Raw genomic sequence first — 25,607 nt, forward strand, 5'->3', positions numbered from 1 at the left:
CTCGGGCCCGTGCCCAAGACGAGAGGCCCACGTCACAGGGACGTGGGCCTCTCGCTCACATTCATGACACCGACCCGCCATGCTCGCCTCGCGGCAAGTGGTCGCTCGTAGCGACGATGGTTGGGCCCGGGGGCTTGGATCGGGCCGGTGCCACGACAAGGCTAACAAACGGACGCCGGGGGGCATTCCCCCGTGCGCGGGGTTCTCGGAAACCGGCCCGTTCAGTCCCGCAGCAGGTCCGGGACGCGGGCCGCGTCCGGCTCGTCGCGGTCACCGGAGACGACGGTGAGCTGCTGGGTCGCGCGGGTGAGGGCGACGTACAGCACACGCAGTCCGGCCGGGGACTCGTCGGCGATCTCGGCCGGGGAGACGACCACGGTCGCGTCGTACTCCAGGCCCTTGGCCTCCAGGCTGCCGAGGGCGACCACGCGGTCCCCGAGCCCGGCGAGCCAGCGGCGGGCCTCCTCGCGCCGGTTCATGGCGACGACGACGCCGACGGTGCCGTCGACCGTCCCGAGCAGCCGCTCGGCCTCCGCGCGGACGGTGTCGGCCAGGGAGTCCCCGGCGACCTCGAAACGCGGCTGGACGCCGGTGGAGCGTACGGCGCGGGGGGACTCGGAGCCGGGCATGGCGAGGGCGAGGACCTTGGCGGCCAGCTCGGCGATCTCGGCCGGGTTGCGGTAGTTGACGGTCAGCTCGAAGCGGCGCCGGGGCCGGGAGCCCAGGGCCTCGTCGCGGGCCTCGGCCGCCTCGTCCGGGTCGGACCAGGAGGACTGGGCGGGGTCGCCGACGACCGTCCAGGTGGCGTGCCGGCCGCGGCGGCCGACCATGCGCCACTGCATCGGGGTGAGGTCCTGGGCCTCGTCCACGATGACGTGGGCGTACTCGGTGCGTTCCTGGGCGAGGCGTTCGGCCCGCTCGCGCTGGGTCTCCTCGCGGACCGGCATCAGCTCGTCCAGGCCGGTGAGCTGGTCCAGCGGGTCGAGTTCGCGCTTCTTGCGGGGGCGGGCGGGGGCGCCCAGGATCGCCTGGAGTTCGTCCAGCATGGCGATGTCGTGCACGGAGAGGCCGTCCCGCTTCAGCGCGCGGGCGACCTTGCGGACCTCGCCGGGGTTGAGCACGCGGCGGGCCCAGCGGCCGAGCCGCCGCTCGTCGGCCATGGCCGTGAGGACGCCCTGCGGGGTCAGCTCGGGCCACCAGGCGTCGAGGAAGGCGATGAAGGCGTCCTCGTCGGCCACGTCCTCGTCGAAGGAGGCGCGCAGTTCGGCGGCCAGTTCGGGGTCGGTGTGCCGGGAGGCGGCGCCGGACCTGGCCCACAGGGCGTCCAGCAGCAGCTTGCGGGCGCGGGGGCGCAGCAGGTTGACCGGGGCGGTGCCGCCGAGCGCGGTGCGCCGGACGGACTCCAGTTCCTGGGCCTCCAGTTCGAGGCGGCGCCCGAAGGCCACCACGCGCAGCCGCTCGGGCGGGGTGCCGTCCCCGGCACCGAGTTCGAGGGCGCCGCGCGCGGCCCGGCGCAGCACCTTCAGCATCCGGTACGAGCCCTTGGCGCGGGCGACGGCGGGTGAGTCGTGGAGCGTGGCCTCGGCACCGTCGACGAGTGAGCCGATCGCGCGGATGGCGACCTGGCCCTCCTCGCCGAGGGAGGGCAGCACGCCCTCGGTGTAGGCCACCAGCAGCGGGGTCGGCGAGACGATCAGGATGCCCCCCGCGTAGCGTCTGCGGTCCTGGTAGAGCAGGTAGGCCGCGCGGTGCAGGGCGACGGCGGTCTTGCCGGTGCCGGGGCCGCCCTCCACGTAGGTGACGGAGGCGGCGGGAGCGCGGATGACCTGGTCCTGCTCGGCCTGGATCGAGGAGACGATGTCCCGCATGGTGTGCGAGCGCGCCTGGCCGAGGGCGGCCATCAGGGCGCCGTCGCCGATGACGGGCAGTTCTCCGCCGTCCAGGGTGGCCTTCAGCTCGGGGCGCATCAGGTCGTCCTCGACGCCGAGGACGCGGCGGCCCTTGGAGCGGATGACCCGGCGCCGCACGACCCGGCCGGGGTCGACGGGGGTGGAGCGGTAGAACGGCGCGGCGGCGGGCGCCCGCCAGTCGATGACCAGCGGCGAGTAGTCCTGGTCGAGGACGCCGATCCGCCCGATGTGCAGGGTCTCGGCGATGTCGGCGGTGTTGTCGGGCCGGACGGCGCCCTCGGCGGGCTCCACGGCGGTGTACGCGCCGTCCGGGCCCTTCTTGCCGTCCTTGCCCTGGAGCAGGTCGACCCGGCCGAAGAGGAAGTCCTCGAACTCGTTGTTGAGCCGGTTGAGATGGATACCGGCCCGGAAGACCTGCGCGTCCCGCTCGGCCAGCGCCCCCGGTGTCCCCACATGGCCGCGCTGGGCGGCGTCGTGCATCAGGAACTCGGCCTCGTGGATCTTCTCCTCGAGCCGCTGGTACACCCGGTCCAGGTGTTCCTGTTCGACGCTGATCTCTCGGTCCCGTACGGAGTCGCTTGCGCCGTGTACCGAGCCGACCGCGGAATGCTGAACCTGAGCGGCCACCGGGCCCCCTTCTGACGTGCTGGGCAGCCGTCAACCGTACGCGAAGAGGACCCGGCAAAGCTACGCGGGCGTGGTTCTGGACGCTTCCTATGCGTCCACTTGGACGAGCTTCTTCCCGTCGAGGGTCATCACGTCGAAGTGGGCGATCTCGTCCGGCTGGAGCGCGGTGCCACCCCCGATGAACAGGGGGTTGCGGGACTGCTCGGTCTTGCCGTCGGGGAGGCCGTAGCCGTCCTTGGGCACGCTCCAGGAGCCGAGGGTCTGCCGCTCGCCGTTCTTGCCGACCGCGATCAGGGAGCACTTCTGCTCGCCCTTGACACCGCCGAGGCGCAGTACGGCGTCGGTGCCCCAGGTCTTGGCCTGCAGGGCGACGGTCGCCGTGATGCCGGTACCGGCGTCCGCGCCGGTGACCTTGGTGGGCAGCTGGTCGAAGTGGTCCTTGGCGGAGGCGGCCAGCGGGGTCGCGGTCTGGCTCGTGCCACCGCCGCTCACCGACATGACGGCCACCGGGCCGCCGATGATCAGCGCGGCCGCGGCCGCGACCAGGTAGAAGCCGCGGCGCCGCTTGCTCGCGCGTCGCTCGGCGACCTCGTCGACCAGCTTCTCGACCAGCCTCGGGCTCGGCCGCGCGGACAGCGACTCGCCGATGACGGGTGTGCTGCCGGTGCCCGGCAGGTCCGCGAGGGCGGCCAGCATGGGCTCCATCCCCGCGAGTTCGTCGAGCTGCTGGGCGCACCACTCGCAGCCCGCGAGATGCATCTCGAACGCGGTCGCCTCGGTGTCGTCGAGAATCCCGAGGGCGTAGGCGCCGACGGTCTCGTGTTCGTTCGGCACCGGAGATCCCTGCATGGGGCCAGACATACCCGTACCCCCCGCGCCGAATCCTCGCATTCCCCCGTACACGCTCATCACGCCGTCACCCCCCGCTCCTCCAGAGCCAGCTTCATCGATCGCAGGGCGTAGAACACCCGTGAGCGGACCGTGCCGCTGGGTATCCCGAGGGTCTGTGCCGCCTCGTTGACGGTACGCCCCTTGAAGTAGGTCTCGACGAGGACCTCACGGTGGGCCGGGGTCAGGTCGTCGAGCGCGTCCGTCAGCGTCATCAGCCACAGCGCCTTGTCGATCTCGTCCTCCGCGGGGATGACCTCCAGCGGCGACGGATCGACCTCCTGCGGCCGGGCCTGCCGGCTGCGGTGGCCGTCGATGACGATGCGCCGGGCGACCGTCACCAGCCAGGGGCGTACCGAACCGGTCGCCCGATTGAGCTGACCGGCGTTCTTCCAGGCACGGATGAGTGTTTCCTGTACGACGTCCTCGGCTCGCTGCCGGTCACCGGCGACCAGCCGGAGGACATAGGCGAGGAGCGGTCCGGCGTGCTCCCGGTACAGGGCACGCATCAACTCCTCGTCGGGTTCCGACGACTGTGAGGGCTGCGAGGACATGCGATGTCGGGCCCTCGATCCAGGTTCATTGGCCACGGCCGCATCCTTGCGCACGCCCACCTCCGGTGTCCGGGGCTTGCCCCCGTCGGTCGCTCGCCCCTTCGTACGGGGCGGGAGGCGCGGTTGTTCAAGGTGAGGTGGTCTTTTTCTCAGGGGCGGTGTGACGAGCGGGACATGCGCGCACATTCTCACCGCGCGATCTTTACATTTCCGACACGGCGTCAAGTCCGCTCGGGCTGCCCTGACTTATGGTCAGGCAAACATGGTGTAGCACAGATCACACACATCAAGTGGATGTGTGTTTCCGGCACTTGGGCCGTACCCGGACGTTCAGGACCGGGCGAGCGCGACCCGCCTGCGGTGCCGGGCGACCCGCTCGCGGTTGCCGCACACCTCGCTGGAACACCATCGCCTGCGGCGCCCGCGCGAGGTGTCGAGATACAGCAACGGGCACCCGCACGCCTCGCATTCACGCACGGCCGCCCGCGCGAGGGGGTCGGTGAGGAGGTCGACGGTGTCACGGGCGAGGAGGGAGAGCAGGGCGGCACACCGGACCGGCTCGGCCAGCTCCCCGACCAGACAACCCTTTTCACCGGGCACGGCACGGACGGCCGGGGGTGCGGCGGCGCGGGCGGCGCGGTTGATCCGGTCGAGCGAGTCACCGGGGTGCGCGGTACGTGCCCGGATCAACCGGTCGGCGTGCAGGCGCAGTTCGAGGAACTCGGCGACCCAGCGCCCGTCGACCCCTTGGAGGGGTGCCCCGACGGGCACCAGCCCGGCCTCGACGATCCACTCCGCCAACTCCTGGGGTGTGCCGATCCGTTCCTCCGGATGCGCGGTGGCCAGCAGGTCCAGGCAGCTTCGCCCGGCTTCGAATCGTGGCGTACCGCGTGCCATGCGCTTCGGTCACCGCCTAGGCAGGAGGGCGTCTTCTCGCTCCCCTCCACAGTGCCCCTCCCGCCCGGCGGCCGGAACCCCCCGCGCCCCGGCCCGGTCAGGCCGCGCGGTGACGGCTGGCCGAGCGCGGGCGCCCGTCCGGCCAGAGCTGGGGTCTGCGTTTCGCCGCCAGGTCCTCCGCCCAGCCGAAGGTGAGGACGCAGGCGCAGATCAGGGTCCAGGTGAGGGCGAGGACGGGCCAGGAGCTCTCCAGGAGCCAGGGGCAGTGCTCGTCCAGGACGTCGTAGCGCCAGAGCTGGTCCCAGAGGGTGGAGGCGACGAGGATGCAGAGGTTGTGCCAGAGATAGATGGTCACCGCCCGGGAGTTGAGCAGGGTGATCAGGCGGTCGAAGGGGCGCAGCAGCCGGGGCCACTCGGTCCAGACCGGGCTGATGTGCAGCAGGAGCAGCACGGTGGCGAGGGAGTAGAGGGACTGGGCGAACGGGATGTCGTCCAGGTCGTGTCCCGCGCGGAAGCCGTGCGTGAGCGCGTACCAGAGGCCGAGTCCGGCGACGAGCGGGGCGACGGAGGGCACGACGTAGCGCGGGACGCGTTTCAGGACCCCCTGCTGGTGGGCCATGCCGAGAATCCAGCAGGCGCCGAAGGTGCTGAAGTCGGTCAGCGCCGACGGGAAGCGTTCGCCGGGGAGTTGGAGGTGGCCGAACTCGAAGGCGGCGGCCAGTGCGACCGGGGACAGCACGGTGATCCAGGGGATCGCCTTCAGCGCCCGCAGCAGGACCGGGGAGAGCAGGACGAACCACAGGTAGGCGCGGATGTACCAGAGCGGTCCGGCCAGTTCGGCCGCCCAGTCCGGGCCGAGCACCCCGTGGACACCGGGCAGCGTGCCCGCGTACGGGGGGTCGCTCAGCGGCAGCACCCAGAAGCCCAGGTGGGCGAACCACCAGCCGGGATGCCCCTCGGCGCCGGGCCGCCAGCCCTGGAGCACCATGCCGGACACCCCGAGCGCGCCCAGCAGCCAGAGCGGCGGCAGCAGTCGGCGCAGCCGGCCCCGTACGACGTCCACCGCGGGGCGCTTCAGGGAGCGGGCCATCAGGTTGCCCGCGAGGGCGAACATCACGCCCATGGACGGGAAGACGACGGGCAGCCAGGCCCAGCCCATCAGGTGGTAGAAGACGACGCGGAAGAGGGCGACCGCGCGGAGCAGGTCGAAGTAGCGGTCCCGGACCGGGGCCCGCCGCTTCACCGGCTCGGGAGCCACCTCGGGGGTGAGGGCCGTCGTCATCGCAGCGCTCCTTCCGCCGGGACCGGGGCCGACATCCCGCCCTTGCGGCGGAGCTTCTGCCAGCGCAGCCGGCCGCCGGTGAGTGCCGTGATCCAGGACTGGAGCAGCACGACGTACATCAGCTGGCGGTACAGGAGTTGCTGGAGCGGGAGGGAGATCAGCGGGGTGAGCCGCTCCCGGTCCAGTGCGAAGGCGTAGGCCGCGCAGACGGCCTGGACGGCCAGGACGGCGAACCAGGACGCGATCGTCTTCTCCGTCGGGCCGAAGACCAGGCCGTAGACGAGGAAGATGTCGATCAGCGGGGCGAGCAGCGGCGCGACGACCATGAACAGGGCGACCAGCGGCAGCCCGACCCGGCCGAACCGTCCCGAGGGCCCGCGTTCCAGCACGGCCCGGCGGTGTTTCCAGATGGCCTGCATGGTGCCGTAGGACCAGCGGTAGCGCTGGGACCAGAGCTGTTGCACGGATTCCGGCGCCTCGGTCCAGGCGCGGGCCCTCTCCGCGTAGACCACCCGCCAGCCGTCGCGGTGCAGGGCCATGGTGATGTCGGTGTCCTCGGCGAGGGTGTCGTCGCTCATCCCGCCGACCCGTTCCAGCGCGGTACGGCGGAACGCGCCGACGGCGCCGGGGATGGTCGGCATGCAGCGCAGCACGTCGTACATACGGCGGTCGAGGTTGAAGCCCATCACGTACTCGATGTGCTGCCAGGCCCCGATGAGGGTGTCCTTGTTGCCGACCTTGGCGTTGCCCGCGACGGCGCCGACGCGCGGGTCGGCGAAGGGCTGCACCAGCTCGCGGACGGTGGACGACTCGAAGACGGTGTCGCCGTCCATCATCACGATCAGGTCGTGACTGGCGTTCGCCAGGCCCCGGTTGAGGGCGGCGGGCTTGCCCGCGTTGTGCTGCCGGACGACCCGGACGCCGGGCAGTCCGAGCCCCTCCACGATGCGCGCGGTGCCGTCGGCGGAGCCGTCGTCGACGACGATGACCTCCACCGGATGCTCCCCGCCGACCAGCGAACGCACCGTGTTCTCGATGCACTTGGCCTCGTTGTACGCCGGGACCAGCACGGTCGCCGGTTCGGTGACCGGCGCCGGGCCCCAGCGAAAGCCGCGGCGGCGGGTGCGGCGGGCGTGCGCGGCGGACAGCAGCAGCATCAGCCCGAACCGCCCGAAGACCAGCACACCGATGACGGCGAGGCCCACGACGAGCCCGGTGGTGATGCCGTCCGACGCCTTGACCAGCGCGATCCACGCCTTTCCGGTCCACAGCCCGAGCCCGGTGACGGGGGTGTCGGCGCTCGGCGCGTCCAGTGCCTCGGTGAGCGTCTGGAAGCGGTAGCCCTGCTGCTGGAGCCGGGGCAGCAGGGTGTCGATCGCCTGGACCGTCTGGCTCCGGTCGCCGCCGGAGTCGTGCATGAGGACGACCGCGCCCTTGCCCTGCGCGGGCGTGGCCCGGCGGATGATCTCCTCGGCGCCGGGCCTGCGCCAGTCCTCGCTGTCCCGGTCGTTGAGCACGATGAGATAGCCGCGCCCGCCGACGTACTCGGCCACCGGCCAGGACCGGTCGTCCATCGCGGAGGCGAACGAGGAGTACGGGGGCCGGAACAGCGAGCTGCGGATGCCCGCCGCGCCCGCGAGGGCCAGCTGCCCCTGGGACAGCTCCCAGTCGACACGGCGCTTGGACTGGTAGGAGAGGTCGGGGTGGTTGAAGGTGTGCAGGCCGACCTCGTGGCCCTCGTCCACCATGCGCCGGACCAGCTCCGGGTAGCGGGAGGTCATCGTGCCGGTCACGAAGAACGTGGCCCGCGCGTGGTTCCGCCTGAGCGCGTCCAGCACCTGGGGTGTCCAGGTCGGGTCGGGGCCGTCGTCGAAGGTGAGGACGATACGGCGCTCCGGCACCCGGAGGCTGTCGGTGCGCCCGCCCCGGGTGTCGATGACGGGGCCGCCGTCGGTGATCTTCGCGGGCACTCGTTGATCGGGCGCCTCGGGCCGGACGCGGTGGTCGGCGAGGATCTCGTTGTGGACGTAGCCGTGCAGCATGAGCATGGCCAGCGTGGCGAGCAGCACCAGGAAGGCCAGCAGCGGGCGCAGCGGCAGCCGACGGCGCCGGGGCAGCGCCCGGCGGGCGGTTCGCGGAGTCATCAGGGGTTCTTCCGGTTCTTCCGGTTCTTCCGGTCGAGGACGCGGCGGGTCATCCGGCGGCGGGCCGGGCGGCCGAGCCCTGGGGCTGCGGGCCTCCGCCGCCTGCCGGGGACTCGGTGGCGACCGGGCTGGGCGCGGTGGTGCTCGGCGCCGGGGACGCCTCGGTGGACGCGGTCGCGGTGGGCGTCGGCTTCGGGCTGCCCCCGCCGGGGGCGGGCGGCGCGGACCTGCCCGGTGTCGGGCTCGCCGCGGCGGGCGGCCGGGCCGCCGTGGTGGCCCGGGAGCTGGGGCTCGCCCGTCCCGGTACGGGTACGGCGGCGACGGTGACCGGTGCGGTGTCCGGCGCCGCGGGTTCCGTGCCGGCGCCGGTGCGGCCGCGCCTGCCGGGCGCGGCCGGGGCCGAGGCGCTGGGCACGGGCGAGGAGTCGACCCGGCTCGCGGGCTTGTCCTCCTTCTGCGGCACCGGCAGCCAGGGCGCGTCGGAGCTGCCGGAGAGCAGGGTGATCCCGATGACGGCGGCGTAGCCCGCGCAGAGGCCCGCGACCAGCAGCCCGAGGCGGCGGAAGGTACGGCTGCGGCGGCCGGACTCGTCCACGAACACCGGGCGGTCCGAGGCGTCGGCGGGCTCGGGGCCCGCGGCCTGGACGGAGTCGAGCTGGACGGTCACCTCGTGCGGATCATGGGCCCCGGAGCTTGAGCCGGACACGCCGGGCAGCATCGCCGTGCGCTCGGTTCCGGACCGGTCGCCCGAGGGGCGGAAGTCGGCCGCCGTGCGCGGGGTCCCGGAGCGGGGCAGCAGGGCCGTCGCGTCGGTTCCGGCGAGGGCGGCCGGACCGCCCCGGAGTATGGCCGCCGCCGCGAGCGCCCCGGCATCGGACGGACGTACGACACGCGGGAACGCGGGGCGTCCACCGCCCGGCGAGGCCGTGCCGTCCCGGCCCAGATCGGCCTCCGCGACGGTTCCGGTTTCCGGGAAAGCTTGAGTGGAACCCCCTGCCACCTGCATGTCTCGTGCCGTCGGAGCCACTTCGGGCCATTCCGGTCGGCGTTCTTCCCGCCACTGTTCCATGTGCGCACATCCCCCCACGGGACTGATCCGGGGTGCGCCGGCGACACCGAGCACGCGCCGGCCGGACCAGGCCCCCACCCGGTCCGAACGCCCCCCTCTACCCCAGTGCTCGGGTCCCCGAATGTAGCGCAAGGTGAGTTCACATGTGCTCGGAGTGGCGGAAAGGGCCGTTCATCACCTCGACATCCATGGCTGGAATCCATCGGTCACCGGGCGGCGAAAGCCACTTCTCGGCGCGGGCCAGCTCGGCCGCCGCCGCCTTCAGCGCGTCCAGCGCGGGATGGACCAGCCCCTTCCGCCACACCAGCGAGACGGGCGAAAGTGGAACCGGATCGACCAGGGGTCGCAGCGCCGCGCCCGACATGGCCGGAAAATCCACCACCGCGAGCACCGGCATCCGGCTCGCCGCCATCACGCGGGCGAACTCCTCGGCGCCGAGAACCACCGGATGGGGTGGCGCCGGCCGGATGCCGCGTCCCTCGAAGAGCTGACGGGCCAGCTCGGTCCACTCCCGCGTGCCGGGGTTCCCCGCCCCGGCGTACACCGTCTCCCCGGCGAGCGCGCCGAGCGGCACCTCGGGCAGCGCGGCCAGCGGGTGGTCCTCGGGCAGCAGTACCGCCATCGGCTCGTAGCGCACGGGCTGTTGGGCGAGGCCGGAGCGCAACACCGGGTCCAGACCGGCGAAGCGGCCGAAGGAGACGTCCAGGCGCCCGGCGAGCAGGGCCGCCGCCGCCCCGGTGAGACCGCGCTCGTAGCGGGCCAACAGCTCGTGATCAGGCGCCAGTTCGCGTGCCCGGAGCAGCACCCGGCGGGCGGTGAGGGGGCCTTCGGAGTTGACGTCGACCAGCAGCGGGCGGGCGGCGCCGAAAGCGGCGAGGAGGTCGTCCTGGGCGGCGAGCACCCGCCGGGCATACGGCAGCAGCCGCTCGCCGTCCGCGGTGAGCGTCACCTGCCGGGTGGTACGGAGGAACAGCTCGGCCCCCAGCTCCCGTTCGAGCCGCCGTACGTCCCGGCTCAGCGCCTGCTGGGCGACGTAGAGCCGGGCGGCGGCGCGGGTGAAGTGCAGTTCCTCGGCGACGGCCACGAAGGCGCGCAGCAGGCGGGGTTCGATCGCGGGAGGCATGGCGGCGGGCATGGCGGCGAACTTACAACGCGGGCGCGTGAATCGGCGCCGAACAGGTGTTGGACCGGCGCCCGCCGCACGGGAGAGCGTGAGCGGCATGTCACCGCGCACCGCAGTCGCCTACCGTCGTCTCTTCGCCCGTCCCGGCGCCCTCGCCTTCACCGCGGGCAACCTGCTCGCCCGCCTGCCGGTGGGCATGGCCGGGGTGAGCGCGGTGGTGATGATCGCCGGTGCGCGAGGCTCGTACGCGCTCGCCGGAGCGGTCAGCGCGACCGGGCTGGTGGCGAGCGGGCTGGCGGGCCCCTGGCTGGCCCGGCTGGTGGACCGGTACGGGCAGGCCAGGGTGGCCCGGCCAGCGACCCTGGTGGCGGTGCTCGGCGCCCTCGCCCTGCTGTTGTGCGTGCGGTACGACGCCCCCGACTGGACGCTGTTCGCGGCGTACGCCTCCTGGGCGGCCACGCCCAACGTCGGCGGGCTGTCCCGCGCCCGCTGGGCGCATCTGCTGCGGAACGATCCCGAAGCCCGGCACACCGCGAACTCGTTCGAGCAGGCGGCCGACGAGCTGTGCTTCATGCTGGGCCCGGCGCTGGCGTCCTTCCTGACCGGCGCTCTCTTCCCCGAGGCGGGCACGCTCGCCGGGGCGGTGCTGCTCGCGGCCGGGATGCTGCTGTTCACCGCCCAGCGCGCGACCGAGCCCCCGCCGAGCCCCGGCACCAGGACGCCGTCCCCGCTGCGCGCCCCCGGAATCCGGCCCCTGCTGGTCTGCTTCACGGCGACCGGGGCGGTGTTCGGGTCGATGGAGGTGGTCACCGTGGCGTACGCCGACGCCCAGGGGCAGCGTGCGGTGGCCGGGGTCGTGCTCGCGCTCCAGGCGGCCGGGTCGTGCGCGGCGGGCCTGCTGTACGGGGCGCTGCCGCCGGGCCCGGCGGCGCGGCGGCTCGGGCGGTGCCTGCCCGCGATGGCCGCGCTGATGACGCTCCCCTGGCTCGCCGCCACCACCGGCTCACTGTGGGTGCTGGCGGGGGCCCTGCTGGTGGCGGGCACCGCGACCGCGCCGACCATGGTGACCGCGATGACGCTGGTCCAGGAGCGCACCCCGGACGGCCGTCTGAACGAGGGCATGAGCCTGGTCGTGACCGCGCTGCTCACCGGTATCGCCTGCGGTTCGGCGGCCGGCGGCTGGGCGGCGGACCACCTCGGCGCGGGCACGGCGTACGCGATCCCGGCGCTGTCCGCGAGCACCGCGTGCCTTCTCGGCTGGGCGCTGCGCGGGTCCCGGTACAAAGGCTCCCGGTACAAAGACGAAGGCCCCGCCGCGGCTAGCGACGGGGCCTTGGCCCACATGGGTTCGGAAGGCCCGAGGGCCTCCTGATCGTGGAGATGGCGGGAATCGAACCCGCGTCCACCGGTGCAGAAACAGGGCTTCTCCGTGTGCAGTCCGCTTCGATTTTCTCGGCCCCGGAGATCACGCGGACAAGTCTCCGACGGGCTCAGTCACTGTTAGATTTCCCTCTTCACCCCGTGACCGGGATCAAGGTTTAGTTCCCTAGCTGATGCCAGGATCCGGGTCGGGAACAGCCCCGGGCTGACACTTCGCAAGTCGCTACTTAGGCAGCGAGGGCGAAGGAATCGCGCTTGGTGTTGGCGATTATTGGTTGCGACATATGGTTTACGAGATCATTGCCGCTTCCTCGACACGCTTCCCCTGCTTCGACATCCGCTGTCGAAACCGATCATCCCCATGTTGTTTTTTCAATGCCCCCCGCAGGAGGCGGCGCACCCTCGATGGAGTGCTGTGCCATCGTACGTGACCAACGCGGGAGTGTGCCAGCTTATTCCCGGCGGTCGGTCTTGGCGCCGCGCTGCTTGCGCTTGGCGGCCGCGATCGCGCGGTCCGACTCGCGCCGGTCCTGCTTCTCGCGCAGGGTCTGCCGCTTGTCGTACTCCTTCTTGCCTCGGGCCAGCGCGATCTCCGCCTTCGCCCGGCCGTCCTTGAAGTACAGGGCGAGGGGCACGATGGTGTGGCCCGTCTCCTGGGACTTCACCTCCAACTTGTCGATCTCCTCGCGGTGCAGGAGCAGCTTGCGCTTGCGGCGCACGGAGTGGTTGGTCCAGGTGCCCTGGCTGTACTCGGGGATGTGGGCGTTGTGCAGCCACGCCTCGTTCCCGTCGATCTGGACGAAGCCGTCGGCCAGCGAGGCCCGCCCCTGGCGCAGCGACTTCACCTCGGTGCCGGACAGCACGATCCCGGCCTCGAAGGTGTCGATGATCGCGTAGTCGTGCCGCGCCTTCTTGTTCTGGGCGACGAGCTTGCGCTTGCCGTCCTTGGCCTTGGCGGAGGCCGCCCCGCCCTGCTTGGGCTGGGACTCCTTCGGTACGTACATTCCCTTACTCATAGTGCCGCCATTTTCGCACCATCGAGGGGGGCGAAGGGAAGCGGATTAGGGGTGAGGTCAGGGTGCGGTCAGGGGCTCCCGGGGGTCGCCCAGGCCGGTCAGGACCGTCTCCGCCCGCTTCAGCGCGCCCTCGCCCGCGTCCAGGTCGGGGGTGATGCCCCGGCCGTCGACCGCGTGACCGGAGGGGGTGCGGTAGTGGCCGACGGTGAGTTCGGCCACCGAACCGTCCGGCAGCGCGGTCGGCATCTGCACCGAGCCCTTGCCGAAGGTGCGCGAGCCGATCACCACGGCCCGGCCCCGGTCCTGCAGGGCGCCGGTGAGCAGCTCGGCCGCGCTCATCGTGCCCCCGTCGACCAGGGTGACCAGCGGGCGGGCGGTGTCGCCGCCGGAGGCGGCGTGCAGGGCGCGCTGGGCGCCGTCCACGTCGTAGGTGGCGACCAGGCCGCCGTCGAGGAAGCAGGAGGCGGTGGCGACTGCCTCGGTGACCAGGCCGCCGGAGTTGCCGCGCAGGTCGAGCACGACCCCGCTGCCCGCCGGGGCGCGCCGGACGGCGGTCCGTACGGCCTTGGCGGAGCCCTTGGTGAAGGCGGACACCCGGACCACGACGACCCCGGCGACCGGGTCGCTGACGGTCACCGGGTCGGTGGAGAGCCGGGCCCGGTGCAGGGTCCGGGACCAGGAGTCGGCGCCGCGCTGGATGCCGACGGTGACCGGGGTGCCCGCTGCCGCGTCCTCGGCGTCGCCGCGGAGCAGGGAGACCACCTCGGTGACCGGGCGGCCGTCGACCTCGCGGCCGTCGACGCTGCGCAGCCGGTCGCCCTCGCGGATGCCGGCGTCGGCGGCGGGCGAGCCGGACCGCACCCGGCTCACGGTGACCTGCCCGTCGCGGGCGCGCTTCGCCCACAGTCCGACGCCGGTGTACTCGCCGTCCAGGGCGTCGCGGAACTCCTGGTACTCGTCCTCGGAGTAGACGGCGGCCCAGCGGTCCCCGCTGCGGCTGACGGCCTGTTCGGCGGCCTCGGTGGGCGACTCGCCCTTCGCCATGGCCTCGGCGGCGGCCCGGCGCACGTCCTCGGGGCGGGGCCTGCCGGTGGCCTGAATCCCCTCGGTCGACCGGGCGTTGGCGTCGAGGCGGCGGGCCTGGGCGGTGTCCGGCAGGGAGCCCGTGACGGCCCCCGCGGTGATCGCTCCGGCGAACACCAAGCTCAGGGCGGCCCCGCGGCGTTTGCGGCGGGGCTGACGGAACAGGGCACGGCCTGACATGGCGGTGAGTCTAGGACAACACGAAGGGCCGTACAGACGGATGCCTGTACGGCCCTCTTGGCATGTGTCACACCTTCAGATACTTGCGCAACGCGAAGAACGCCGCCAGGGAAGGCATCAGCACGCTGGTCGCGAGGATCAGCGGCAGCTTGGTCAACACCGAGTCCCAGCCGATGAAGTTGATGAGCGTCAGCTTGCTGGAGAGGGCCATGCCGTGGTCGATGGTGAAGTACCGGCCCAGCACCAGGAAGACACAGGCGAGGCTGCCGCCGATGAGTCCGGCGACCGCGGCCTCCATGATGAACGGCGCCTGGATGTAGAACCCGGAGGCGCCGACCAGCCGCATGATCCCGGTCTCCCGGCGGCGGCTGAACGCCGACACCCGCACCGTGTTGACGATCAGCAGCAGCGCGACGAACAGCATCAGCGCCATCAGGAACAGCGCCGCCCGGTTCATCAGGTTGAGGAGCTGGAACAGGTTGTCGAGGATGCTCCGCTGGTCCTGCACCGACTGCACGCCCGCACGCCCGTTGAACGCGGTGGCGATCACCTGGTACTTCTGCGGGTCCTTGAGCTTGATCCGGTACGACTCCTGCATCTGGTCCGGCGTCAGCGAGCTGGCCAGCGGGGAGTTGCCGAACTGCTCCTTGTAGTGCTTGTAGGCCGTGTCCTGCGACTCATAGGTGACCTTCTCCACGATGGAGGACATCTTGCCGAGGTCGGCCTGGATCTGCTTCTTCTGGTCCTCGGTGGCCGCGCCCTTGGCGCAGTTGACGTCCGACTGGGCGTCGCTCTTGTTGCAGAGGAAGATCGAGACGTTGACCTTGTCGTACCAGTAGCCCTTCATGGTGCTCACCTGGTCGCTCATCATCAGGGAGCCGCCGAAGAGGGCCAGGGACAGGGCGACGGAGACGATGACGGCGAAGGTCATCGTCAGGTTGCGGCGGAGACCGACACCGATCTCCGACATGACGAACTGGGCGCGCATGGCGTCTGGTCAAGCCTTTCCGTCGTGAACTTGCTTCAGTGCTGGTAGCCGTAGACGCCGCGGGCCTGGTCGCGCACGAGGCGGCCCTTCTCCAGCTCGATGACGCGCTTGCGCATCTGGTCCACGATGTTCTGGTCGTGCGTCGCCATGATGACGGTGGTGCCCGTCCGGTTGATGCGGTCGAGCAGCTTCATGATGCCGACGGAGGTCTGCGGGTCGAGGTTTCCGGTGGGCTCGTCGGCGATCAGCAGCTTGGGGCGATTGACGAACGCCCGCGCGATGGCCACGCGTTGCTGCTCACCACCGGACAGCTCGCCCGGCATACGGTCCTCCTTGCCGCCGAGCCCGACGAGGTCGAGCACCTGGGGCACGGACTTGCGGATCTCGCCGCGGGACTTGCCGATGACCTCCTGCGCGAAGGCCACGTTCTCCGCGACCGTCTTGTTGGGCAGCAGGCGGAAGTCCTGGAAGACCGTCCCGAGCTGGCGGCGCATCTGCGGCACCTTCCAGTTGGACAGCCGGGCGAGGTCCTTGCCCAGGACGTGCACCTGGCCGTGGCTGCACCGCTCCTCGCGGAGCACCAGCCTGAGGAAGGTCGACTTGCCGGAGCCGGAGGACCCCACGAGGAAGACGAACTCGCCCTTGTCCACCTCCAGGGACACCTCCCTGAGGGCGGGCCGGGTCTGCTTGGGGTAGACCTTGGAGACACTGTCGAATCGGATCACGGATGCACCACGGGTCGCCGGGGGATGATGAGCGTGACCATACGCGAACCGGGAGTGCCTACGCAGGGCCCGGTCGCCGTTGCGACAGACTTGTGCGTTTTTGTACGGCGGCACTTTCCGCTTTCCCGGGCGCCCGCGCTCTTTCGGGGGGAACCTGGCAGAGTGGAGGGGGAACGTTCTCGTTCCCGTCGGCGTTGTACGGGGTTGAGGGCCTGGCACGAGGAGGGCGAGCGCATGACGTACGACCGGTTGGTGTGCGCGAACTGCGCGGCCCCCGTGAGCGAGGGCCGGTGCCCGGTGTGCCGTGCGAGCCGTGAGCGGCTCCAGCAGCAGGCGGGGTTCCTGGGCGGGGTGAGCCCGGCGGCGCTGGTCGCGCTGCTGGTGGTGCTGATCGCGCTGACGGCGCTGCTGGCGCACCAGACCGTCTAGGTCCCCCCAGGACATCTCAGGGCATCTCAGGACACGAGGAAGGGCCCGGAGCGGATGCTCCGGGCCCTTCTCTTTCTCCGCTCACGCTACGCGGAGTGACGTTTCGGCTACCTTCAGGCGGCCGTGCCGCCGCGGTTGCCCGCCAGGCGCGGCAGGACGCGGAAGGCGACGCCGCCCGCGATCATCGTCGCGGCGCCGACCAGCAGGAATGTGGTCTCCCCCGCACCGGTCTCGGCGAGCTGCTTGCCGTTCCCGTTCTGCTGCGCGGTGGTGTCCGAGCCGGTGTCGGTGAGGGCGGAGGTGCCCTCCTCCTGGGAGACGTTGTCGTTGCCGCCGTCGGGGGTGGTGCCGCCGGTGGTGCCGCCGCCGCCCGTGGTGGAGCCGCCGGTGGCGGAACCTCCGGACGTACCGCCGGTGGTGCCGCCGCCGCCCGTGGTGGACCCACCGGTGGTGGAGCCGCCCGTGGTGGAGGAGCCGCCCGTGGAGCCGCCGCCGGTCGTGGAGCCGCCGCCGGTCGTGGTCGAGCCACCCGTGCTGTCGCCGCCGCCGGTCGTGGAGCCGCCGCCGGTCGTGGTCGAGCCGCCGGTGGTGTCGCCACCCGTGGTGTTGCCGCCGGTCGTGTCGCCACCCGTGGTGTTACCACCGGTCGCGTCACCGCCCGTGGTGTTACCACCGGTGGTGTTGCCGCCCGTGGTGTTGCCACCGGAAGAGTCGCCGCCACCGATCACGCCGCCGATGACTCCGCCGATGCTCGCGTCACCGCCCTCGGTGCCGCCGGTCGTGTCGCCACCGGACGAGTCGCCGCCGGTGGTGCCCTCGGTGCCGCCGTCCGTGCCGGGGTCCGGGTCGGCGCAGGTGCTGAGAACGCCGCAGGACGGGTCGGGCTCGGGCTGGCCCGGGTCGGCGGAGGCCACGCCCGCCACCATCAGCGAGGCGCCCGCGGCCATCACCGCACCGGCGGCTATACGTGCGACGCGCACACGCGTCTTCTTCGTCATATGTCTGCTACCCCCAGTAGCTGTTGTCGATGAGGCGGCGCAGTGGGGCTTGCCGTGCTCGACGGAGGCAGCTGACATGTGCGGAACCGACATAGGCGTCGTGTCCCGGACCGTCTCTTGTTCCCCCGGTGCACATGCGCCCCAGACATGCGCATGCCGCGTTTCACCTTTCCCATTTTTTTAAGCAGCGTCAAGGCCGTTGCGGGCGCAATGTCCTATGGGAGGGCGTTTGCCGGGAGTTGGCTGACGTGATTGTGACCTGAAGCCCAGAAACAAGACAACTGCCGCCCCGAGGACGGCAGTTGTCAAAGGTTGTCATGTCGACAAACTTACTTCTCCTGCTGCTTGCGCCAGCGAATTCCGGCCTCCAGGAAGCCGTCGATCTCACCGTCGAGCACGGACTGCGGGTTGCCGACCTCGAACTCGGTGCGCAGGTCCTTGACCATCTGGTACGGGTGCAGGACGTACGAGCGCATCTGGTTGCCCCAGGAGCTGCCGCCGTCGCCCTTGAGGGCGTCCATCTTGGCGCGCTCCTCCTGGCGCTGGCGCTCCAGCAGCTTGGCCTGCAGCACGTTCATCGCCGTGGCCTTGTTCTGGATCTGGGAGCGCTCGTTCTGGCAGGAGACCACGATGCCGGTGGGCAGGTGGGTGAGCCGGACCGCGGAGTCCGTCGTGTTCACGCCCTGGCCGCCGGGGCCCGAGGAGCGGTAGACGTCGATGCGCAGGTCCGACTCGTCGATCTCGACGTGGTCGGTCTGCTCCACCACCGGGAGCACCTCGACGCCCGCGAAGGACGTCTGGCGGCGGCCCTGGTTGTCGAAGGGCGAGATGCGCACCAGACGGTGCGTGCCCTGCTCGACGGAGAGCGTGCCGTAGGCGTACGGGATCTGGACGGCGAAGGTGGTCGACTTGATGCCGGCCTCTTCGGCGTACGACGTCTCGTAGATCTCGGTCTTGTAGCCGTGGCGCTCGGCCCAGCGCAGGTACATGCGCTGCAGCTGCTCGGCGAAGTCGGCGGCGTCGACGCCGCCCGCCTCGGCGCGGATGTTGACCAGCGCCTCACGGGAGTCGTACTCGCCGGACAGGAGGGTACGGACCTCCATCTCGTCCAGCGCCTTCTTCACCGCGACCAGCTCGGACTCGGCCTCGGCGCGGGTGTCCGGGTCGTCCTCCTCCTCGGCCATCTCGAAGAGGACGGCGAGATCGTCGATCCGGCCGCGCAGCGCCTCCGCCTTCCTGACCTCGGCCTGGAGGTGGGAGAGCTTGCTGGTGATCTTCTGCGCCTCGTCCGGGTTGTCCCAGAGGGACGGCACGGCCGCCTGCTCCTCGAGCACGGCGATGTCTGCCCTCAGCTTGTCGAGGTCCAGGACGGCCTCGATCGACTCCATGGTCGAGGAGAGGGACTTCAGCTCTTCGGATACATCGACGACTGCCACGCCCCCAGCGTAACGGCTCCGCCGGGTGCGGTCGGTCCCCGGCGGCCGGTACCACCGGGGTGCGGGGTGTTACTCGCGGCGTACCAGGGGCTGCCGCCCCCGGACCCCCGCTGTCGGCCCCTGCGGGGCCTCGTCCTCAAACGCCGGACGGGCTGAATATGGCTGACCTCGCCTCTCTGCCTACCGAGACGGGGTCGACGTCGTCCGGGTGTCCTGGGGTGGGGTGTCGTCGGTGGAGGTGGTCCAGAGTCCGTAGCCGACCGCCGCCACCACGAGGGTGCCAGCGATCGTCAGCGTGATTCTGCGGCGCCGGGCCGCTGCCCGGTGGCGGGCTGAGCCGGGGCGGGGGGCGCCGGGGGTGCGGGGGGCGCGGGCCGTGCCGTGGGCGCCGCCCGCGAGTTCGTCGGGGGCCGGGACGCGCATGGAGGTGTGGGTGTCGCGGTTGGAGTCGGGCTTGGCGCCGGGGACCAGGGAGACCGCGCCCCGGCGGCGGACCGGTTCGTCGGCGGGCAGCGGTGCCGGGGGGCTCTCCGGGGCGGCCTCGGGATCGGGCTCGTCGACCTCCAGCGGGGGGATGCCCGCGAGGGTCGGCAGCTGTTCGCGCAGGCGGGTGGCGAGTTCGGAGGCACGCAGCCGGGAGGCGGGGCCCTTGGCGAGGCACTGGACGATGAGCTGCCACAGCTCCTCGGGGATGCCGGGCAGCGGGACGACGGTCTCGGTGACGTGTCTGCGCAGGACCGCGCCGGGGTGGCCGCCGCCGAAGGGGGTGAAGCCCGCGAGCAGCTCGTAGAGGACCGTGGCGAGGGCGTAGATGTCGACGGCGGCGCGCGGGGGCAGGCCCTCGACGATCTCGGGGGCGAGGTAGTCGGGGGTGCCGATGATCTTCGTGGCGCGGGTGCGGCGGGGCGAGTCGATGAGCTTGGCCACACCGAAGTCGGTGAGCAGCGCCGGATGGGCGCCGCCGGGGCCGAGCGGGCCGCGCATGTCGAGGAGGATGTTCTCGGGCTTGACGTCCCGGTGGACGACGCCCGCGGCGTGCGCGGCGGCGAGGCCGTCCGCGACGTCGGCGACGATCGCCACGGCGGCCTCGGGCGCGAGTCGGCGCTCGCGCTCCAGGCGGGTGCGCAGGTCGGTGCCGCGCACGATGTCCATGACGAGGGCGAGGTCGTTGCCGTCGACGACGAGGTCGCGCACGGTGACGATGTGCGGATGCTCCAGGCCGAGCAGCGCGGTGCGCTCCTGGACGAAGCGGCCGACCAGCTCCTGGTCGGAGGCGAGGTCCTCGCGCAGCATCTTGATGGCGACGGGTCCGCCCGGTCCCTCGCCCAGCCACACCGTTCCGGCGCTGCCCCGCCCCAGGATCTGGTTGGCGGTGTACCGGCTGCCGATCTTCCGTGCCAAGACTGCTCCTACAGACGCGTGTTGCCCTGGTCGACAAAGCTACGCGCCTGTCGGGGCCGCCTTCACCGCGGAGCCGGAAATCACCCGCTGGGTGTCGACAAGTCCACAGAACCGGCTCCGGGAGCGGCTGTTCAGTTGCCGCCGCCCGAGGAGCTGTCGAGGTTCTTGAACCAGTCGCTGACGGAGCCGACCCAGTCGCTGAGCTGGTCCCAGTAGCCCTTGCCCTGGCCGACCCAGGTGTGCAGCGGGGTCAGCTCCCAGATCAGCCAGCTCGCCACGACGAGGATGACGATCGTGAAGAGGCAGCCCTTGAGGCAGCCCAGGCCGGGGATCTTCATCGGGTTGGCGCTGCGCTGCCGGGGCGGACGGGGCTCGCGCGCGGGCCGCTGCGGCTCCGGCGGGGCGTACCGCTGGGGCTGCGGCGGCGGGGCGTACTGCTGCGGCTGCGGGGTCGAGCGCCGGGGCTGCGGACGCTGCTGCGGCTCCTGGGGGCGCGACTGCTGGGGCTGGTGCTGCGGGCGGGCGGCCTGCCGCTGGGGGCGGCGGCGCAGCGGGTCCTCGTCCGGGTCGAGGTACTGGACCTGGGTCTGCTCGTTGCGGTCGCGGGCGGCGCGGAGCTGGGTCTGCCAGGGGTGCGGCTGGTCGGGGTTCTGCGGATTCTGCGGGTTCTGCCCGTAGGGGTCCTGCGGGCCGTACTGGCCCGGCCGGCCCTGCGGCATCGGCGGCATGACCGTGGTGGGGTCACCGGTACCGGGGCCCGCGCCGGTGCTCGGGAGCACGGTGGTCGGGTCGGCGGCGCCGTGCGGGCCGCCGGTGTGCGGCAGGAAGCTGGTGGCCGCGTTGGGGTCGTAGGCGCCCTGGGCGGCGTTCGGGGGCAGCACCTGGGTGGCGGCATTGGCGTCGGGGGCGCCGGGCACGCCCGGTACGGGGGCCGGGTCCGGGTCGGGGGCGAGGAGGGCGCCGACGCCCTCGGCGGCGGCGATCTGCGCCGGACTGGCGTGCACCCCGACGCCCTCGGCGACGACGCGCAGGGCGCGGGCGAGGTTCTCGGCGCTGGGCCGCTGCTCCGGGCTCTTGCGCAGGCAGCGCTCTATCACCGTCCACAGCGGGTCGGGGATGGTGGAGGGGCGGCGCGGCTCGGCGCTGAGGTGCTGGTGCAGGACCTCGAGTGCGGTGGCGCCGGAGAACGGCGGACGGCCGGTGACCAGCTCGTACAGCAGGATTCCGGCGCCGTAGACGTCGACGGCGGAGGTCTGCGGGCGGCCCTCGGCGGACTCCGGGGCGACGTAGGCGGGGGTGCCGACGAACTCGTGGGTGCGGGTCAGGCCGGGTGAGTCGGCCAGCCGGGCGATGCCGAAGTCGGTCAGCATCGGGTACATCTGCCCGTCGTACTGGCGCAGCAGCACGTTGGCGGGCTTCAGGTCGCGGTGGACGACGCCGTCGGCGTGGCTGGCGGCGAGCGCGTCGGCGACCTGGGCGGTGAGCAGGGAGGCGGCGACGGGCGAGAAGGTGCCGTTCTCCCGCAGGTAGCGGTGCAGGTCGGGGCCGTCGACGAGGTCCATGACGAGCGCCAGCAGGTCGCCCTCGACGACCAGGTCGCGGACCCGGACGATGTTGGGGTGGGTGAGCCGGAGCAGGACGGAGCGCTCGCGCAGGAAGCGCATCACGATGTCCGGGTCGCTCGCCAGTTCCTCCTTGAGGACCTTGATGGCGACCGTCTCGCCGGGCTGCCCGGCCACGGCCGCCTCGGCGCCCGCCGTCTCCCGCTGGCTGGCGCGCCAGACGGTGCCCGTGGCGCCGCGTCCGAGCGGCTCCTCGAGCAGGTACTTGCTGCCGACTGGCCGCACGTCACGCGCTCCCTGCTAGCTCTTGGCTGCTTGCTCGCCGATTGCCACCGGTGTTCCGGCGTTCCGACCACTGTAGTGGCCTGTCCCGGAGCCGCCCCCTGAGTACTACGTGCGGCCTCCGGTCCGTGTTCGGAGGAAAGACGCTCACCTCGGGTCCACCGGTTGCCGGTTCCGGTACGTGACCGATCTCAAGTGATCGCCGCCGCGTTACTGGTCAGGCACTTTTGGGGGCAGAGCTGACCAATCAAGATCACTTCGTACCGGGACGCGGGCGGGAGAGCCGTGACAGGTGCGAGGATGCGTGCAGTACTGGCCTACGTGCCCGTGCGGAGTGGGGCACCTCCGCGGCCGGGCAGAAGGGACCGCTGACGGCGATGCAGATCCGGCTGACCGTCGTAGATCCGCTGGGCGCGTCCCCGAGGCGGGGTGCCGCCGCGACGCGTGACGTGCTGGTCACGGCGCCCACGGGTACCGAGCTGGCGTCGGTGGCGCCCGCGCTGGCCTCGGCGGTCACCGGGGAGAGCGGGGCCGGCCGGGACGGCAGCGGTGTCTCCGTGGCGCTGTACGCGGGCGCGGACCGTCTGGACCCGCGCCGCCACACCCTCGGTGAACCCCCGCTGGTCGACGGCGCGGTGCTGTCGCTGGGCGCCCCCGCGGCCCCGGAGCCGCATCCCGAGCTGGACGACGCCCCGACCCAGCTCCATGTGGTCGCGGGCCCGGACGCGGGCGGGGTCCATCTGCTGCACGGCGGCCGGATAACGGTGGGCCGCTCCGCCGACGCCGACGTCCCCCTGGACGACCCGGACGTGTCCCGGCTGCACTGCGCGGTCAACGTCACCGCCGAGGGCCGGGTCTCGGTGACCGACCTGGACTCCACCAACGGCACCACGCTGGACGGCGCCCGTGTCACCGACCGTCCGCTGCGCTTTCCGTCGGGCGGTCTGCTGCGCCTGGGTGAATCCGCGCTCAGGGTGACCCCGTCAGGGGGCCCGGGGGCGCGGGTGCGCACGGTGCCGGACGGGGAGGGCTGTGTGCGGGTGCCCCTCGGGGACGCCCCGGACGCCTGCCCCTGGGAGACCCCGGACACCGCTCCGGACACGGGCGCGCCGAACGGTCCGACCGGGCACGGGTACGGCACCGCCGAGCGGGTCGGCGCGGAACGCGTGGAGCGGGCCGCCGTACCCGAGCAGGGCGGGGCGCCCCGCATCGAGAGCCGCGCCCCGGACCACCGCACCGGCCGGTACCAGGAGCACGACACCCACCCGGGCCACCGGCCCGACCTCGCCCACCCCGACGAGTTGGACTCCCCCACCCGTAAGGGCACCCCCGTCCGGGGCACCGACCTCCCCGCCGCCCGGCGCCGGGGTGGCATCGGCGCCTGGGCGCGCAAGCTGACCGGCGGCCGGGGCGAGGACATCGCCGCCGAGGAGGCGCCGTACGCCGAGGCGGCCCCCGTCACGCTGCCCGAGGCGTTCCGGCGCCCGGAGACCTGGCCGGACCCGGCCGCGCTGCTGCTGACCGCGCTCGGTCCGGGCCCCCGGCTCTGGGAGCGGGGTCCGGGACACCACGAGGCGCTGGCGGTGCGGCTCGGCACCGCCGACCGGACCGCGCCCGACGGCTCGGCGCTGCCCGCCGTGCCGGTGACGGCCGCGCTACGCGAGGTGGGCGCCCTGGGCCTGGCCGGTCCGCGCCCCCGGCTCGCGGGGCTGGCCCGCGCGGTGCTGGCGCAGCTGGCCGCGCTGCACTCGCCGGACCTGCTGGAGATCGTGCTGATCAGCGCGGACCGGGCCCGCTCGGTGGAGGAGCGCACCGCCGAGTGGTCCTGGCTGGGCTGGCTGCCGCACGTCCGGCCGGGCCACGGCCAGGACTGCAGGCTGCTGCTGGCCTACGACCGCGAACAGGCGGCCGCCCGCACCGGCGAGCTGCTGCGCCGCGTCGAGTCCCACACCGACCCCGCCTCCTTCCGTCCGGGCCCGGACGGGCATCCGGGGCCGTACACGGTGGTCGTGGTGGACGGCGACCCCGGCGGCTCGGCGCTGCGGGAGGACGTGGCGCGGCTGGCGATGAGCGGGCCGCGCGCCGGGGTGCACGTGGTGTGCCTCGCCGAGACCGCGCCCGCCTCCCCCGCCTCGCCGCTGATGGAGACCTACGGGGCGGCCTGCGCGGTGACGCCCACCTTCCGTGAGTGCGGGGCGGTCGCGCTGCTCAGCGGGGACGTGGCGACCGCGCTGCGGCTGATGCGAGTCGCGCCGACCGGCCCGGTGGGTCCGGGCACCCTCGCCGCCGTGGACGCGGTGTCGGCGGCCTGGGCGGAGCGGTTCGCGCGGGCGCTGGCCCCGCTGCGCCCGGACGCCCCGGACGACGCCCGGCACGCGCGCGTCGCGGTGCCGCTGCCGCTGTCGGCCCGGCTGCTGGACGAACTCGGGCTGGCCCGTGCCACCCCGGCCTCGCTGATGGCCCGCTGGGCCGACGCGGCCGACGACGCCGAGTCGCTGGGCGGCCGGGCCCGCGCGGTGCTGGGCGCCGGTCCGCGCGGCCCGGTCACCGCCGACCTGGTGGCCGACGGCCCGCACCTGCTGGTCGAGGGGCCGCCCGGCAGCGGCCGTACGGAGCTGCTGCGGGCGGTGGTGGCGTCGCTGGCCGCCGCCGAGCGCCCGGACCGGCTCGGCATGGTGCTGATCGACGGCCGGGACGGTGTCGGCACGGCGGCCGGGGTCGGCGAGGGGCTGCGGTCCTGCACCGACATCCCGCATGTGACCACCCATCTGATCGCCAACGACCCGGTGCGCATGCGGGAGTTCGCGCAGTCGCTGAGCGCCGAGCTGAAGCGGCGGGCGGAGCTGGTCGGGCTGACCGACTTCGCGCACTGGCACACCGCGCACGAGGTGTCGGGCCGGATGGTCGCCCAGCGCGGCCGCGACACCGGCACCGGTGACCTGGAGGCTCCGCCCAGCTCCACGCTGCGGCTGCGGCCCGGCGCCGCCCGGCAGCACACCGAGGCGGCACCCCCGTTGCCCCGGCTGGTGGTGGTCGTCGACGACCTGGACGCGCTGGTCTCCCCAGCGCTGGGTTCGCCGGGCAGGCCCGCCGCCGGGTCGGTCGTGCGGGCGCTGGAGGCGGTGGCCCGCGAGGGCGAGCGGCTCGGCGTGCACCTGGTGGCCGCGACCGGCGCGGGCGGCCGTACGGCGGAGACGGAACCGGCGCGGCGGGCCACCCTGCGGGTGACGCTGGACGCGCCGTCCGGCGGACGCGGCACGAGCGCGGCCGAGCGGAGCGCGGAGGGCGAACCGGCGCCGGGGCGCGGGGTGTTGGCGTACCCGGACGGCCGGGTCACCGGGGTGCAGGGCGGCCGGGTGACGGGCCGTATCCCGCGCACCGCGACCCAGCGGCCGACCGTACTGCCGCTGGACTGGCAGCGGATGGGCGACCCCCCGACCCGGCGCCCGGTGCGCGAGCTGGGCAACGGCCCCACCGACCTGGCCCTGCTGGCGAGCGCGGTGGAGCGGGCGGCCCGGCAGGTGTCGGCCGGTCAGGTGCCCTCGCTGCTCTGACCGGAGGGCACCAGGATTCCCCGTGCCCGGTGCGCATACCTCGATGATCACGAGCCGGTCACAATGCGTGGCCGGACCG

The 25,607-nt window shown here is 72.8% G+C and carries 19 protein-coding genes and 1 other RNA gene; 3 read left to right on the plus strand and 17 right to left on the minus strand.

Going from position 1 to position 25,607, the window contains the following annotated elements:
* Nucleotides 1–221: 221 nt before the first annotated feature.
* From ACIPPM_RS12360 to ACIPPM_RS12395, 8 genes are all read right to left on the minus strand, one after another.
* Nucleotides 222–2,537, minus strand: a complete 2,316-nt coding sequence (locus ACIPPM_RS12360; protein WP_401446211.1) for a HelD family protein — start codon at nt 2,535–2,537, stop codon at nt 222–224.
* An 87-nt stretch (nt 2,538–2,624) separates the two neighbouring features.
* A complete protein-coding gene (locus tag ACIPPM_RS12365) occupies nt 2,625–3,446 on the minus strand; it encodes an anti-sigma factor family protein (protein ID WP_401446214.1) in 822 nt (273 codons plus the stop codon).
* The gene (locus ACIPPM_RS12370) at nt 3,446–4,039 is read right to left on the minus strand and encodes a sigma-70 family RNA polymerase sigma factor (protein WP_393596616.1); all 594 of its coding nucleotides are present in this window, start codon (nt 4,037–4,039) and stop codon (nt 3,446–3,448) included. The genes ACIPPM_RS12365 and ACIPPM_RS12370 overlap by 1 nt, the downstream gene beginning before the upstream one ends.
* 270 nt (nt 4,040–4,309) lie before the next feature.
* Nucleotides 4,310–4,876, minus strand: coding sequence for a CGNR zinc finger domain-containing protein (locus tag ACIPPM_RS12375; protein WP_401446217.1), 567 nt, complete (start codon nt 4,874–4,876; stop codon nt 4,310–4,312).
* Between the two features lie 97 nt (nt 4,877–4,973).
* Nucleotides 4,974–6,158: an acyltransferase gene (locus ACIPPM_RS12380; RefSeq protein WP_401446220.1), complete on the minus strand. Its 1,185-nt coding sequence runs from the start codon at nt 6,156–6,158 to the stop codon at nt 4,974–4,976.
* Nucleotides 6,155–8,302 (minus strand): bifunctional polysaccharide deacetylase/glycosyltransferase family 2 protein, encoded by a 2,148-nt coding sequence (locus ACIPPM_RS12385; protein ID WP_401446223.1) that lies wholly within the window; start codon nt 8,300–8,302, stop codon nt 6,155–6,157. Before ACIPPM_RS12385 ends, ACIPPM_RS12380 begins: the two co-directional genes overlap by 4 nt.
* 49 nt (nt 8,303–8,351) lie before the next feature.
* A complete protein-coding gene (locus tag ACIPPM_RS12390) occupies nt 8,352–9,308 on the minus strand; it encodes a hypothetical protein (protein WP_401446226.1) in 957 nt (318 codons plus the stop codon).
* A gap of 202 nt (nt 9,309–9,510) precedes the next feature.
* Nucleotides 9,511–10,506, minus strand: coding sequence for a LysR family transcriptional regulator (locus tag ACIPPM_RS12395; RefSeq protein ID WP_401446229.1), 996 nt, complete (start codon nt 10,504–10,506; stop codon nt 9,511–9,513).
* A gap of 85 nt (nt 10,507–10,591) precedes the next feature.
* Between ACIPPM_RS12395 and ACIPPM_RS12400 the strand changes: the two genes are divergently transcribed.
* The gene (locus ACIPPM_RS12400; RefSeq protein ID WP_401446232.1) at nt 10,592–11,866 is read left to right on the plus strand and encodes an MFS transporter; all 1,275 of its coding nucleotides are present in this window, start codon (nt 10,592–10,594) and stop codon (nt 11,864–11,866) included.
* Here ACIPPM_RS12400 and ssrA read toward each other — a convergent pair.
* From ssrA to ftsE, 5 genes are all read right to left on the minus strand, one after another.
* Nucleotides 11,867–12,235, minus strand: a transfer-messenger RNA (tmRNA) gene (gene ssrA / locus ACIPPM_RS12405). It abuts the gene before it with no gap.
* A gap of 91 nt (nt 12,236–12,326) precedes the next feature.
* Nucleotides 12,327–12,890, minus strand: coding sequence for an SsrA-binding protein SmpB (gene smpB, locus ACIPPM_RS12410; protein ID WP_388994270.1), 564 nt, complete (start codon nt 12,888–12,890; stop codon nt 12,327–12,329).
* A gap of 57 nt (nt 12,891–12,947) precedes the next feature.
* On the minus strand, nt 12,948–14,153 hold the full coding sequence (locus ACIPPM_RS12415) for a S41 family peptidase (RefSeq protein WP_401446235.1): 1,206 nt from the start codon (nt 14,151–14,153) through the stop codon (nt 12,948–12,950).
* A 67-nt stretch (nt 14,154–14,220) separates the two neighbouring features.
* The gene (gene ftsX, locus ACIPPM_RS12420; RefSeq protein ID WP_030810990.1) at nt 14,221–15,141 is read right to left on the minus strand and encodes a permease-like cell division protein FtsX; all 921 of its coding nucleotides are present in this window, start codon (nt 15,139–15,141) and stop codon (nt 14,221–14,223) included.
* A gap of 35 nt (nt 15,142–15,176) precedes the next feature.
* Entirely contained in the window at nt 15,177–15,866 is a 690-nt protein-coding gene (gene ftsE / locus ACIPPM_RS12425; RefSeq protein WP_388994276.1) for a cell division ATP-binding protein FtsE, read from the minus strand.
* A gap of 234 nt (nt 15,867–16,100) precedes the next feature.
* Here ftsE and ACIPPM_RS12430 point away from each other — a divergent pair, with 234 nt between their 5' ends.
* The gene (locus ACIPPM_RS12430; protein WP_030810994.1) at nt 16,101–16,295 is read left to right on the plus strand and encodes a hypothetical protein; all 195 of its coding nucleotides are present in this window, start codon (nt 16,101–16,103) and stop codon (nt 16,293–16,295) included.
* Between the two features lie 113 nt (nt 16,296–16,408).
* On the opposite strand, the gene ACIPPM_RS12435 is transcribed toward ACIPPM_RS12430, so the two are convergent.
* From ACIPPM_RS12435 to ACIPPM_RS12450, 4 genes are all read right to left on the minus strand, one after another.
* Entirely contained in the window at nt 16,409–17,293 is an 885-nt protein-coding gene (locus ACIPPM_RS12435) for an LPXTG cell wall anchor domain-containing protein (RefSeq protein WP_401446241.1), read from the minus strand.
* A gap of 329 nt (nt 17,294–17,622) precedes the next feature.
* A complete protein-coding gene (prfB, locus tag ACIPPM_RS12440; protein ID WP_401446244.1) occupies nt 17,623–18,729 on the minus strand; it encodes a peptide chain release factor 2 in 1,107 nt (368 codons plus the stop codon).
* A gap of 180 nt (nt 18,730–18,909) precedes the next feature.
* The gene (locus tag ACIPPM_RS12445; protein WP_401446247.1) at nt 18,910–20,130 is read right to left on the minus strand and encodes a serine/threonine-protein kinase; all 1,221 of its coding nucleotides are present in this window, start codon (nt 20,128–20,130) and stop codon (nt 18,910–18,912) included.
* Nucleotides 20,131–20,261: 131 nt separating this feature from the next.
* Nucleotides 20,262–21,977 (minus strand): serine/threonine-protein kinase, encoded by a 1,716-nt coding sequence (locus tag ACIPPM_RS12450; protein ID WP_401446250.1) that lies wholly within the window; start codon nt 21,975–21,977, stop codon nt 20,262–20,264.
* Nucleotides 21,978–22,351: 374 nt separating this feature from the next.
* On the opposite strand from ACIPPM_RS12450, the gene ACIPPM_RS12455 reads away from it, so the two are divergent.
* Entirely contained in the window at nt 22,352–25,528 is a 3,177-nt protein-coding gene (locus ACIPPM_RS12455; RefSeq protein ID WP_401446253.1) for an FtsK/SpoIIIE domain-containing protein, read from the plus strand.
* The last annotated feature ends 79 nt before the right edge of the window (nt 25,529–25,607 follow it).

It is taken from the genome of Streptomyces sp. NPDC090119 (assembly GCF_044747085.1).
Taxonomy (GTDB): Bacteria; Actinomycetota; Actinomycetes; order Streptomycetales; family Streptomycetaceae; genus Streptomyces.